This window comes from Methylobacillus flagellatus KT, assembly GCF_000013705.1.
Taxonomy (GTDB): domain Bacteria; phylum Pseudomonadota; class Gammaproteobacteria; order Burkholderiales; family Methylophilaceae; genus Methylobacillus; species Methylobacillus flagellatus.
Genome location: NC_007947.1, coordinates 1,526,393 through 1,539,298, shown reverse-complemented (window position 1 = coordinate 1,539,298; position 12,906 = coordinate 1,526,393). Strand labels below are relative to the sequence as shown.

General features: G+C 60.3%; 8 protein-coding genes. 4 read left to right on the top strand and 4 right to left on the bottom strand.

The features are described 5' to 3' along the window. The first annotated feature begins 52 nt into the window (after positions 1–52). Entirely contained in the window at positions 53–1,510 is a 1,458-nt protein-coding gene (locus tag MFLA_RS07290; protein WP_052286273.1) for an iron-containing redox enzyme family protein, read from the top strand. Positions 1,511–1,529: 19 nt separating this feature from the next. Here MFLA_RS07290 and MFLA_RS07285 read toward each other — a convergent pair whose 3' ends face one another. The 4 genes from MFLA_RS07285 to MFLA_RS07270 all read right to left on the bottom strand — a co-directional run bounded on the left by MFLA_RS07285 (position 1,530) and on the right by MFLA_RS07270 (position 5,127). Further along, positions 1,530–1,790 (bottom strand): hypothetical protein, encoded by a 261-nt coding sequence (locus MFLA_RS07285; RefSeq protein ID WP_011479645.1) that lies wholly within the window; start codon positions 1,788–1,790, stop codon positions 1,530–1,532. Between the two features lie 68 nt (positions 1,791–1,858). Continuing rightward, positions 1,859–2,566, bottom strand: coding sequence for an endonuclease/exonuclease/phosphatase family protein (locus MFLA_RS07280; RefSeq protein ID WP_011479644.1), 708 nt, complete (start codon positions 2,564–2,566; stop codon positions 1,859–1,861). Positions 2,567–2,593: 27 nt separating this feature from the next. Continuing rightward, positions 2,594–4,786 (bottom strand): VTT domain-containing protein, encoded by a 2,193-nt coding sequence (locus MFLA_RS07275; RefSeq protein WP_011479643.1) that lies wholly within the window; start codon positions 4,784–4,786, stop codon positions 2,594–2,596. Between the two features lie 47 nt (positions 4,787–4,833). Then, positions 4,834–5,127, bottom strand: coding sequence for a hypothetical protein (locus tag MFLA_RS07270; RefSeq protein ID WP_011479642.1), 294 nt, complete (start codon positions 5,125–5,127; stop codon positions 4,834–4,836). A gap of 349 nt (positions 5,128–5,476) precedes the next feature. Here MFLA_RS07270 and MFLA_RS07265 point away from each other — a divergent pair, with 349 nt between their 5' ends. The 3 genes from MFLA_RS07265 to treZ are packed head-to-tail and all read left to right on the top strand — an operon-like array spanning position 5,477 to position 12,904. After that, the gene (locus MFLA_RS07265; RefSeq protein WP_048811618.1) at positions 5,477–7,570 is read left to right on the top strand and encodes an alpha-1,4-glucan--maltose-1-phosphate maltosyltransferase; all 2,094 of its coding nucleotides are present in this window, start codon (positions 5,477–5,479) and stop codon (positions 7,568–7,570) included. Continuing rightward, positions 7,567–10,971, top strand: coding sequence for a maltose alpha-D-glucosyltransferase (gene treS / locus MFLA_RS07260; RefSeq protein ID WP_011479640.1), 3,405 nt, complete (start codon positions 7,567–7,569; stop codon positions 10,969–10,971). Before MFLA_RS07265 ends, treS begins: the two co-directional genes overlap by 4 nt. A 43-nt stretch (positions 10,972–11,014) precedes the next feature. Beyond that, positions 11,015–12,904 (top strand): malto-oligosyltrehalose trehalohydrolase, encoded by a 1,890-nt coding sequence (gene treZ / locus MFLA_RS07255; protein ID WP_011479639.1) that lies wholly within the window; start codon positions 11,015–11,017, stop codon positions 12,902–12,904. The last annotated feature ends 2 nt before the right edge of the window (positions 12,905–12,906 follow it).

The window sequence follows — 12,906 nt, the reverse complement described above, 5'->3', positions numbered from 1 at the left end:
GTATGGGGAAAAGAGAATGAGTCTATCTACGCTTCCAGGATGGCCATTTCCAATGTTGAGCACAGCACCTTCCACCTCATTGCACCATGCCGCCCAGCCCGCCATATCGGCGCGCGAGTTGTATTTCGGGTTGTTGAACCCTGGTACTGTGCGCAGCACCTCGCCGAAGGATTATCACGCCAGTGCGCTCGCATTCCTGCAACAGCAGCTTGAAGCCTGCGCGGCAGACCCGGACCCTTTCCCCTCGGAGATAGACCAGCTCGAGGAATGGATAGTGCAGGGCAGCATGGAAACAGGCCAGCGCTACCAGCAATACTTGGAAGAGCGCAAGCGCGGCGCTCCCAGGCGCTATTTCACCAGCAAGGCCCACGCCCTGAATTTCATCAAGTCGGTGGCCCCCACCAAGATGGTTGATGGTGCGTGGCTGTACGGCCTGGTGCAGCGCTGGAAGGATCCGGGCTTCCATGCCCTGCTCGACATCTATCTGGAAGAGCTGGGCGACGGCGTCGAGGAAGACAACCATGTCGCCATTTACCGCAAGCTGATTCATGCGCATGGCTGTGAACAATGGAAGACGCTGGATGATGCGTACTTCGTGCAGGGTGCGACCCAGCTCGCCTTGTCCGTGCATACGGACCAGTTCCTGCCTGAGGTCATCGGTTTCAACCTGGCCTACGAGCAGTTGCCGCTGCATTTGTTGATCACCGCGGCAGAGCTGAATGAGCTCAACATCGACCCTTATTACTTCACCCTGCATATCACCATCGACAATGCCTTGTCTGGTCATGCCGTCAAGGCGGTGGATGCAGTCCGCGCCCTGCTCCCGCATTTCGCGCATGAGCGGGATTTCATGAAGCGCGTGGTGAACGGCGCCAAGCTCAATAATGCCGGCCTCGGTTCCGTCGACATCATGGCGTCCTTCGACCTGGAGGAAGAGCTGGCGGCGATATTCCGCCAGAAAGCCACGATCGGCCAGTTCATGCACCAGCCTCACTGCCGGATTGCCGGGCGCACCCTCAGGGAGTGGCTGTCCGACGGCGACCAGATGCCTGACCTGTTGCGCGCCCTGCAGGAGCATGGATGGATCAAGCGGCACCAGGATCCCAAGGACTCCAGGTTCTGGAAACTGGTTGAAGGCGGCCAGGGCCAGATGTTCGGAGTATTCAGCCCTTACGAGAAACAGGTGCTGTACGACTGGATTGCAGGCGACGCGCTGGAGCATTTGCCCAAGCGCGAGCGCCTGGGAGAACCCTGGCGCATCCAGAAACGACAGGCCAAGCGTCAACAGGCGTCCAGCCCCACCCAGCAACCGTCCAATATCATCCGGCTGGGGGCACCAGCACCAGTGCCCGAGGTCGACGCAGAGCACCTATTCAATCAGCAGCTGGCATCACTCAAGAGCAAGGATGCCTTGATGGAATTCCTGGCGAGTTGGATGTCCCCTGCCCTGCATCATCATCCAGTGGGGCTTGCCGCCACGAGGATGTTCAAGGCCCAGTGGCTGAGCTGAGCAGCAACCGCGCCGTCACTTAGGATGGCGGCACGCTTGGCTCACGCTCGGCGGCCGTATTCTTGCGCACGCCGCGGATATTCATGGCTGCCAACCCGACTTGCAACACGATCAGCGCATAGGCATGTGCATGCCAACCCCAGGCGATCCATAACACGTTACTCAGAATAAACATCCAGAAACCGCAGTTGCGCCTGCGTTTGGCGGTCGAGCCCACCAGCCAGGCGGCCGCAATCGTGACCACCATGGCGGGCCATTGCAGCCAGTCGATATCATCCATGCATACTCCTTTTGTGATGCGTTCATGCCTCCCGGAACGGGCAGGCCTTGCTTCTTCCACGACCATGATCAGTATTCAAGTTCAACCACCAGTGGCAAGTGGTCGGATAGTTTCCTGATCCCCTTCCCCGGCAGGCGGTGCGCGGTGACCCTGATGCCGGGGGCATCGTGCCACACGCGGTCCAGGCGGAATACTGGGCACAGCGACGGAAATGTAGGCTTGCAGGGCAGCGGCGTGAAGCAACGATTGAGATAGCGCAGCAACGGGGAAGGTACCTGCCATTCGTTGATGTCGCCCATGAGCAGGATGGGGCTGCGCTCCTCCTCTTCCACGGCTTGCATCAACCGCAGCAGGTTTTCCGCCTCGGATCGGCGCTCGAAGACCGATAGCGAAAGATGGGTGCCGATCACCCTCAGCCTTCCCCAGGGCAGCTGCACCAGCGCGTCGGCCGCATAGCGCGGTTCCAGGCTGGGATGGGTTTCCAGGTTATGCCGCAGGCCGCGGATGATGGGGTAGCGGCTGACGATCAGGTTGCCATACCAGCCCGCCCCTTCCTCCATGCTGGGGCAGATCAAATGGTGTGGGCGCTCCGGGCCGGCCAGCGTCTGTACGTCGTTGGACGCCCCACCGCGCGACGGGCGGGTTTCCATCTCCTGGAAGACGCCGATATCGATATCCAGCCGTTGCATCAGGCCGTGTACCCGACTCAGGTCGCGCTTGCCGTCCAGGCTGCGTCCGCCGTGGATATTGAAACAGAGCAGTCTTATCTTTTGCATGCATGGTCGCTTTGGAACGAAGGGGAATCATTTATTCTCACGCAGCCTGCGCTGCCAATGCCGAGAAAGAAAATGGGCGCCCGCGATCACCGCCCCCCATAACAGGAGACCCGCGCCTACCAGCATGACATTGTGCGGGTCGGGGTTCTTGAACAAGGCCACGGCGGATTGGCCGATGAACACCGATACCAGGGTTCCTGGCAGCAGACCCAGGGCCGTGGCGATCAATAAGGTGACAAAAGGCACTTTCATCATGCCCAGTACGAGGTTGACCACCGTGAACGGCGCGACCGGCAGCAGGCGCAATAGGGTCAGGCCCATGACGCCACCGTTGCGGGCATATTGTGAAATTTTTTCCGCATGCCTGCCCAGCATGGCCTGCAACGACCGCTCTCCCAGGCCTTGTCCCGCCACCCAGCCGATGCTGACGCTGATGAGCGAGCCCAGCATGGCAATCAGAAAGGCTTCCAACGGCGCGAACACAACCACGACTGTCCCGGTCATGACCATATGGGGCAGGAAGACCAGCGTGCCCAGCACATAGGCAACCAGGCCGGCAGGAAAAGCCCAGGCAGTATTTTGCACTTGCTCGAGCAGCGGAATGATCTTCTCCGGATCGGCATATTCCGCAAGCGGCGTGACTTTCCAGGACAATGCAACCGCCGCGACCAGCGCGATGCCGGCAATCAGGCGGAAAGGAATGCGCCGCCGCCTCGCCCCAAATACCCGGCGAGAAGTGAATATACCCGGCAGGATGGGGCGCGAGGGGTCGGCAAAGCGCCGTGCCAGCCGGGTGAAGCGTTCATGGCGATACTGGTCGTCATTGATCCTGCGCAAGTGCTGGCGGCTGTGCTCCAGCTCGGCAAGAAATGCCGCCACGGGGGCGCCCACCTGGCGTGCGATGCGTTCGATTTCTTCCAGTTCAAGCCCGGTATGCTCGCGAATGAGGTCGTTGCGTATGTCGGCTATCTGCTTGCGTTGCAGCGCGCTCTTGGCCTCGATGACGAGATCGCACTCGCTGTCCAGCGCCATGGAGCGGTTATTGATGTTGCTGGAACCGATGCGGAGATAGCGGTCATCGACGACCATGAGCTTGGAATGGATGCGGACTGGCGCTTCCTCCCCATGTTCGGCACTCGCGGGATAAGCCAGCACCACTCGGTCGGCCACACCATGGGATTCGACGATTGTGCGGAAGATCAACCTGGCATGGAACAGCGCTTTGCGCTCCATCACGCCCTGGGCGTCGTAACAACTAACGAGCAGCACCTTCAACCTGGGGTTTTCCCGCAGTCGCTGATTGAGCGCCTTCGCAATGCCGCGATGCGTGAAGAACTGGTTCTCCATATAGATGAAATATTCTGCCTGGGCGATCATGTCGAGATACAGTCGCTCGATCTGCTGGATCTGGGGCTGCCGGTGGAAGCGTGGCATGGTCAGCGAGACAGCCACACTGACGTCCTCCATGACAGGCTTGATGCAGGCGGGCCAGCTTGGCGGCCAGGCCTTGGGATCGACGCGACGCCTCTTGACAGCACGCTTGCCGCCGCCAAAATGCCAGCGGTAGCGAACTAGGCGGGCCAGCACGGCAGCGACTGGCCCTGCTACCAGCATCTGGACATCGTGATAAGGGTCGAAGCGTTTTTCCATCCCCAGTTTCAGGCTACCGTCGGGATCTGCGCGATGCGGATTGCGGGGGCGGTGGTGGCGATTGTCCCAACGTGCGATGGCGACATCCATGCCGCCGCAGAATGCCACCTCGTCGTCAATCACCACGATCTTCTGGTGATGGCTGGCGCCCAGGGGCAATTGGCCGTCAAAAATGAAATGCAGGTTGTCCGCCCCGCTCAATGCCCATTTCGCTTCGGAAAAGCTCTCCCTCTCCGCGGACAGGAACACGGAGTAATTCCAGCGGTTGAGGTAGACCTGGATGTCGGGCGTCTGCCGCGCCTTCCATTGCAGCAGCTCGAACAGGGCCGTCGGGCAGGCCCGTGCTTCCGCCTCACTCCCACGGATGAGCTCAATGCGGCTGTCTATATCCCAGCCGAGGATGAAAATTGAATGCTGCGCACGGCAGATCGCCTCATGCAAGGCACGGTAGTAATTGGCGCAATCGATCACCGGCGCCATGTAGCTGGCGTGCGAATGTTTCCAACAGTTGTGCCCCACACGGAACAGGGCACTTTCAGGAGAAACAGATGACGCTTGGTTGGATGGCATTGGCAGCTCCCGCACGGATGATAGGCTTGTCGGCATCGAGGGTGACATCACTGCTGCTTGCGCATATTCCTATCGCCACTGCCTGGCTTGCGCGCGCCGGGGTCATTGGGCAAGCCCTTGGCCGGCACTTCTGGCGGGACGATCACGCTGTCACGCTCCCTGGGCATAGTAGGCGGCGCCTTGATGCTCTCCGAATCCACTTCGCAATTCGGCTTGCCAGTAGCAGGATTACGGTCGCAAGGCGGCTTCGTGTTGTCGATGGGAACGGGATCTGCCTGTACACCGACGACCATGACGCTCGCCATCAGGAAGGCGGCAAGACATATCGGGCCATGTTTCATTTCCTATCCTCCAGTACTGTCGTGACGATCATTGGGGAAACCACGCTAGCCGCAGAGGCTAGCCTTTCGCCTATGAAACCGCTTATTTGGATTGCCTGCAACACAGCATAAAATCCGCACCTCCATCATATCCATATGATTTTTATATAAAAAATAAAAAGTCATAAAAGAAATCCTACAGCTAAATCAGTAGCGCACTGATCGGTAGCGGCACTCCCCCGTTCTTATGATGCACCGACCGTTCAGGCACTTTTGGTGCCGGAATGCGTTTCGCACGACCCTCTTTGCAACCACATCAGACAGGTAATCATTGACGATGGAGACACCGGCGCGGCGCTCAGGCGCACGAATGCAATCCCATGCCGACCACGGCGCTGACAGGCGGGACGAGGCACGTCAAGCCCTGCTCGACGCGCCACGGATCGTGGTGGATCGGGTAAGCCCCTGCATCGACGAAGGCAGGTTTGCCGTCAAGCGTTGCGTAGGCCGGCCTGTGACAGTGGAGGCCGATATTTTCATGGATACCCATGACAAGCTGGGAGTCCAGCTGCTGTGGCGGGAAAGCGATACCGCTTCATGGCACGTCGTGCCCATGACGCTCGCTGACAACCATCGATGGAACGCAAGCTTCACGCCCTCCGCTCCCGGCTTTTACCAGTTTGCGGTGGAAGCCTGGCGGGACGAATTCGCGACCTACCGGGCCGGATTGTTGAAAAAAGTCCTGGCTGGAGCCGATGTCGCGCTCGAAATACGGGAAGGCCTGCTCTTGCTGGCGCGGCTGCAGGCTGGTCAAGATCATGCGCAGGAGGAAGCATTCCTCGCCGAGGCCGTGAAGGCGCTGGAAGCCCCAGGAGAAGCACAGCACCTGGCCTCCGGGCTGGAACCCTCGGCATTTGCCGACCTGGCCCCCTTGCTCTCCGCCTATGCGGAAAACCAGCGTGACTGCCTGCGCATCCTGCTTTCCAACGAATTAAGCCGGCACGTCGATAGCCGCGATTTCGTGGTGCGCAGCCGCGACTTTCCGCTGCGCATCGATCGCAAGGCTGCAGCATTTTCGAGCTGGTACGAAATGTTTCCCCGCTCGCAAAGCGGAGACGCGTCCCGCCATGGCACCTTCGATGACGTGATGCGCCGGCTGCCGGCGATTCGCGCCATGGGGTTCGACACCTTGTACTTCCCCCCCATCCACCCCATCGGCCGTCTCAACCGCAAGGGCCGCAACAATAGTTTGCAGGCCCAGCCCGGGGACCCGGGCAGCCCCTATGCGATCGGCGCGGAGGAAGGTGGCCATGAGGCGATACATCCCGAGCTGGGCACTTGGGAAGACTTTCGCCGCCTGAAGACGCAGCTCGCCGACATGGGGATGAACCTGGTCCTGGACTTCGCGATCCAGTGCGCGCCCGATCATCCCTGGCTCACCCAGCACCCGGAATGGTTCAACTGGAGACCGGACGGCAGCATCCGCTATGCCGAGAACCCACCCAAGAAATACGAGGACATCGTCAATGTCGACTTCTATGCGCCGCAGGCGGTGCCGGATTTGTGGCTGGCCTTGCGCGACATCCTCATGCTGTGGGCAAGCGAAGGCGTGGATACCTTCAGGGTGGACAATCCGCACACCAAGCCGCTGCCGTTCTGGGAATGGGTCATCCGCGAGGTCCAGGACGAATACCCCGACGTGATTTTCCTGTCCGAGGCCTTTACCCACCCCAAGATGATGAACCGCTTGGCGAAAATAGGCTTCACGCAGTCATACACCTATTTCACCTGGCGCAACACCAAGCAGGAACTGACGGAATACCTGCTGGCATTGAACGACCCTGACCAGACCGAGTTCTTCCGGCCGAACTTCTTCGTCAATACGCCAGATATCAATCCTCGCTACCTGCAGCATTCCGGCCGGCCGGGGTTTCTGGTCAGGGCAGCGCTGGCGGCAACATTGTCCGGACTATGGGGCATATCCAGCGGCTTCGAGCTGTGCGAGGCAGAAGCCCTGCCAAACAGCGAGGAGTTCCGCAATTCGGAAAAATACGAAATCCGCGCCTGGGACTGGGAACGCCCCGGCAACATCATTGAGGACATCACCACGCTCAACCGGCTGCGCAGTCAGTATCCTGCCTTGCAAACCCATCTGGGGGTGGCTTTTCATCCCTTCCATAATGACCAGGTCATCTTCTACTCCAAGCATGCACCTGGTTCAGCCCTGCCCCATGCGCGCCTGATCGTCGTAGCCGTCAACCTTGACCCGCACCATGTGCAGGAAGGCACCATGGAATTGCCGCTGCACCTGCTCGGGCTGGAAGACCACGATACCGTCGAGGTGGAGGATCTGGTACGCGGCTACCGCTTTGACTGGCACGGCAAGTGGCAGCAACTACGCATGGATCCGCACGACATGCCCTACGCCATCTGGCAAATCCAGAGGAAGGGGCCGGTGCAATGAACAAGCGGCAACTGCAGGGCAAGCTCAAGGCGGAAAAAGACCTGCGCTTCAATGATGACCCTCTGTGGTACAAGGACGCCGTCATCTATCAGGTGCACGTCAAGTCGTTTTTCGATGCGAACAACGACGGCATCGGCGATTTCGCCGGTTTAATCCGCAAGCTGGACTATATCGTCGAGCTCGGCGTCAACACCATCTGGCTGTTGCCGTTCTACCCTTCGCCGCGCCGCGACGATGGTTACGATATTGCCGAATACAAGGGCGTCCATCCTGACTACGGCACGCTGTTCGACGTCAAGCGCTTCATCGTCGAGGCCCACAAGCGCAAGCTGCGGGTCATCACGGAACTCATCATCAACCACACCTCCGACCAGCATCCCTGGTTCCAGCGGGCGCGGCGGGCCAAGCCAGGCTCGGCGGCACGCAATTTCTATGTCTGGTCGGACACGGATACCGCCTACAGCCAGACACGCATCATCTTCACCGATACGGAGAAATCGAACTGGACCTGGGACCCGGTGGCGGGCGCTTATTACTGGCACCGCTTCTTCTCGCACCAGCCCGACCTCAACTTCGACAATCCGCGGGTATTCAAAGCCATCATCAGCATCATGCGTTTCTGGCTGGACCTCGGCGTGGACGGGCTCAGGCTCGATGCCGTGCCCTACCTGATCGAGCGCGAAGGCACTTCCAACGAGAACCTGCCGGAAACCCATGAAATCCTCAAGCGCATCCGCAGCGAAATAGACCAGAACTATCCGGACCGCATGCTGCTGGCCGAAGCCAACATGTGGCCGGAGGACGTGCAGGAATACTTCGGAGACGGCAGCAACGAGTGCCACATGGCGTTCCATTTCCCGCTGATGCCGCGCATGTACCTGGCGCTGGCGCAGGAGGACAGGTTCCCCATCAGCGACATCCTGCGGCAGACGCCGGAAATCCCGCCCACCTGCCAATGGGCCATTTTCCTGCGCAACCACGATGAATTGACGCTGGAAATGGTCACGGACAAGGAGCGGGCCTACATGCTCAACTTCTACGCCACGGAAAGCCGCGCCCGCCTCAATGTCGGTATCCGCCGCCGGCTGGCGCCGCTGCTACAGCGCGACAGGCGGCGCCTGGAACTGCTCAATAGCCTGCTGCTGTCGATGCCGGGCACTCCGGTCATTTACTATGGCGACGAAATCGGCATGGGCGACAACATCCACCTGGGCGACCGCGACGGCGTGCGCACCCCGATGCAATGGAGCCCGGACCGCAACGGCGGCTTTTCCCATGCCGACCCGGCGCGGCTGGTGCTGCCCCCGATCATGGATACGCAATACGGCTACCATGCCATCAACGTGGAGGCCCAAAGCAGCGATCCGCACTCCCTGCTTAACTGGATGCGGCGCCTGCTGGCGATACGCAAGCAGTACCACGCGTTCGGGCGCGGCAGCATGCGTTTGCTCTACCCCAACAACCGCAAGATATTGAGCTATCTGCGCACCCATATCCCGGGCGGCGAGAGCGCCGATGAAGAGCAGATCATCCTCTGCGTGGCGAATATCTCGAGCACTGCGCAGGCGGTGGAGCTCGATCTTGCCGAGTTCTCCGGCTACGACCCGATGGAAATGATGGGGGGCTCAGTATTCCCCCGCATCGGGCAGCAGCCTTACGTATTGACCCTGGGCGCCTACGATTTTTATTGGTTCCGCCTCACCAAGAACAGGCAGCCACTCAATGGCGCAGGCGAGCAGGACGGCAGCCTGCCGGAATATCTCACCCTGGTGCTGAACCAGCAACTGACCAGCCTGTTTGCGCCGCAATTGCGCAGGACCATGGAACAGGACATTCTCCCGGCCTACCTCCCCTGCCAGCGCTGGTACGCAGGCAAACAGAAAGATACCCTGGCGGCAATCCAGCTCACCTTGCTGGGTGTATTGGACGCCATCGACCCTGCGGAACCTCCATTCCTGCTAGCGCAGGTCGAAACGTCCACCGCCACAGGAGCCGACCAATATTTCCTGCCTATGGGCGTGGTGTCCGACGAGCAGGAAATGCCAGCCTTGGTGCGCAGGCTCGCACTGGCCAATGTACGCAGGGGCCCGCGTGTGGGTGCCCTCACCGACGCTTTCGCGCTCGATGGCTTCGTGCGGGCAGTGCTCCACCATCTGAGGAGTGATAGCACGCTGGACAGCGAACAAGGCAGCATTCATTTCAACAGCACGGCATCGCTGCATCAGGTCGACTTCAAAACCGAGCTTGAAATCAGGCGTACGGACCAGGAGCAGTCCAACAGCTCCCTGATCATCAACGACCTGGCCGTCATGAAGCTGCTGCGGCGCGTGCAACCCGGCATCAATCCGGAACTTGAGGTGGCCCGCCACCTGGCCAAGGTCGGCTATGCCAACACCCCGCCCCTGCTGGGCGATGTTACCTTCATCGATGCCGACGGCATGCCGCATACCCAGGTGATCATGCAGGCATTCGTGCACAACCAGGGCAATGCATGGCAGTGGACGCTGGACAGGCTCAATCGCCTATTGCACGACAACCTCTCCGCCGACCTCATGAAACAGGCGCTGGCCGTGGACGACGCCAGCCCGCTCAAGGAGCTGACTAATTTCGCCGCCATGCTGGGGCAGCGCCTGGCTGAGCTGCACATTGCACTGACAAAGGATACGGACAACCCTAGCTTCAGCCCTGAGATATTTTCCGCCGCGCAGGTCGAGACTTGGCGCGATAAGCTACATGAACAAGCGGACGATGTGCTGGCATTGCTTGACCGCGGACCATGGTCCGGCGATGCGGATGCCCAGCATGCATCGGCGATATGTTCGCGCCGGGAACAGTTGTTCCAGGCAATCGATGAATTGGTGCAGCACGTGGTTGGTCAACCCCGCATCCGCATCCATAGTGATTTCCATCTGGGCCAGGTGCTGATGATTTCCGGCGACGTGATGATCATCGACTTCGAGGGAGAGCCGGCCCGCAGCCTGGAGCAGCGGCGTCAGAAAGACCATCCGTTCCGCGACGTGGCAGGCTTGTTGCGCTCTTTCTCCTATGCGGCCGCCCATGTCGAGAAAAGCGACATGGGCAAGCCTGCCGGCGAGCATGCGGAGCGGCGCCAGGGGCTGTTGCGCGATTATGAGGGATGCTCGAAGCGCGCCTTCATGCAGGCTTACTTTGCACATTCCCACCTGCCACCGACATCTCAAGCGCCTGATTCCGCTCCAGTCTTGGCTGAAGAATTGCCTGCCGGGGATCAGGCCATCCTGAACCTATGCCTGCTGGAAAAAGTGATCTATGAAATCGCGTACGAGGCTGCAAACCGGCCTGCCTGGATCGGCATTCCCATGCGCGGCCTGCTAGGCCTCCTGGATGAAATGCGGGCCGACGGCAATCCGGAACAACCTTGAGCCACTACCCTCCGCCTCACTTTGCCCTTAAGGATACGAGACAATGACCTTGCAACTGCACATTGATGACAAGCCGGACGCCAAGCCGCATGCGCCTGAGGGAGAGAGCACACATTTCCGCTCGCTGCCTGCCGGTGCGCATATCGTGCAGCCTGGCAAGGTCAGGTTCAGGATATGGGCGCCGAATGCGGAAAAAGTGTGGGTCGTTCTATCTGGGTTGCAGTCGGACGACGAACCGCCCGCGCTGCAAGAGCATGAAATGGCAGCCGACGCAAAGCCAGGCTGGTTCAGCCGGGAAATTGCCGCGGATGCGGGCAGTCGCTACCGCTACCGTATCCTCAATAAGCAAGGCCACGAGCTCACAGTGCCCGACCCCTGGTCGCGCGCCCAAGCCGATAGCGTGCACGGCGACAGCATCGTGGTAGATCCACAGGCTTACACCTGGCGCCATTCCGGATGGGCAGGCAGGCCATGGCACGAGTCCGTCGTGTATGAAGCCCACGTCGGCTGCCTGGGAGGATTCGAGGGCTTGCGCGCGCAATTGCCGCAACTGGCCGCCATGGGGTTCACCGCCATCGAGCTGATGCCGATTGCCAGCTTCCCCGGCGAGCGCAATTGGGGATACGACGGGGTGCTGCAGTTCGCCCCGCAGTTCAGCTATGGCTCGCCCGACCAGCTCAAGACACTGGTGGATGAGGCGCACGGCCTGGGTCTCAGCATCTATCTCGACGTGGTGTACAACCATTTCGGCCCGGAGGGCAACTACCTTGCCCATTACGCGCCCCAGTTCTTCTGCCATGAGCACCAGACGCCATGGGGGGACGCCATCGATTTCGCCCAGCAGGAGGTCATCGAGTTCTATGGCGAGAACGCACTCTATTGGCTGGAGGAGTTCCAGTTCGATGGGCTGCGCTTCGATGCCTGCCATGCCATCTGGGACCCGGCGTTCCTGGTGAGTATTGCCGGACGCATACGCACCGAGTTCCACGGCAAGCGCCATATCCATTTGATCGCGGAAAACGACCACAATTCGGTCACGCTGCTGCAGAATGGCTATGACGCCCAGTGGAACGACGACGGCCACCATGCCCTGCATGTATTGCTGACCGGCGAAACCGGCGGCTATTACTCCGACTACGCGGACAACACCATCGAGCAACTGGCTCGCTGCCTGGGGGAAGGCTTCATCTACCAGGGAGAAATCTCGGCGCATCGCCACAATTCGCCGCGCGGCGAGCCCAGCAGCGAGATGCCACCGTCCAGCTTTGTCCTGTTCCTGCAGAATCACGACCAGATCGGCAACCGCGCTTTCGGCGAGCGGCTGATCACGCTGGTTCCGGAACCAGCGCTCAAGGTGGCCACGGCCCTGTTGCTGCTGAGTCCCCAGGTGCCTATGCTATTCATGGGGGAGGAGTTCGGCGCAACGGAGCCCTTCCTCTACTTTACCAGCCACAGCGACCCCGGATTGACCCATGCCGTTCGCGAAGGCCGCAGGGCCGAGTTTGCTGTTTTTCCCCAGTTCCAGGACACCTCGCTTGTTGAGCGCCTTCCGGATCCCAATGCCGAATCCAGCTTCGAGCAATCCATTCCCCGCGACCGCCAGACCAAGGCGCAGGCGGCATGGCGAGCATGGGTCACGCACTTGCTGCATCTGCGCCATGAGCACCTGTTGCCGCATCTTGGGCATTGCCGCGCGCTGAGATATGCCGCTTTCGGAACTCATGCCGTCCATGCCCAGTGGCAGCTGGAAAATGGGGACATGCTGACCATCGCCGCCAACCTGGGTGCAGTGAATGCCGCCCGGCACCTGGATCAATTGGTATCCGGGCCTGCGCAGATATTGCTGGACCACGGCAATGCGCACGCAGCCCTGCAGGCTGGAGAAATGCCGGCCTGCAGCATTTTCGTTTGCCTGGAACATCCCCAAGCATAGGT

What these genes read in the sequence shown, in the direction of transcription:
- treZ (WP_011479639.1), top strand. Translation starts at nt 11,015, where the DNA reads ATGACCTTGCAACTGCACATTGATGACAAGCCGGACGCCAAGCCGCAT.
- MFLA_RS07290 (WP_052286273.1), top strand. Translation starts at nt 53, where the DNA reads ATGTTGAGCACAGCACCTTCCACCTCATTGCACCATGCCGCCCAGCCC.
- treS (WP_011479640.1), top strand. Translation starts at nt 7,567, where the DNA reads ATGAACAAGCGGCAACTGCAGGGCAAGCTCAAGGCGGAAAAAGACCTG.
- MFLA_RS07265 (WP_048811618.1), top strand. Translation starts at nt 5,477, where the DNA reads ATGCAATCCCATGCCGACCACGGCGCTGACAGGCGGGACGAGGCACGT.
- MFLA_RS07275 (WP_011479643.1), bottom strand. Translation starts at nt 4,786, where the DNA reads ATGCCATCCAACCAAGCGTCATCTGTTTCTCCTGAAAGTGCCCTGTTC.
- MFLA_RS07280 (WP_011479644.1), bottom strand. Translation starts at nt 2,566, where the DNA reads ATGCAAAAGATAAGACTGCTCTGTTTCAATATCCACGGCGGACGCAGC.
- MFLA_RS07270 (WP_011479642.1), bottom strand. Translation starts at nt 5,127, where the DNA reads ATGAAACATGGCCCGATATGTCTTGCCGCCTTCCTGATGGCGAGCGTC.
- MFLA_RS07285 (WP_011479645.1), bottom strand. Translation starts at nt 1,790, where the DNA reads ATGGATGATATCGACTGGCTGCAATGGCCCGCCATGGTGGTCACGATT.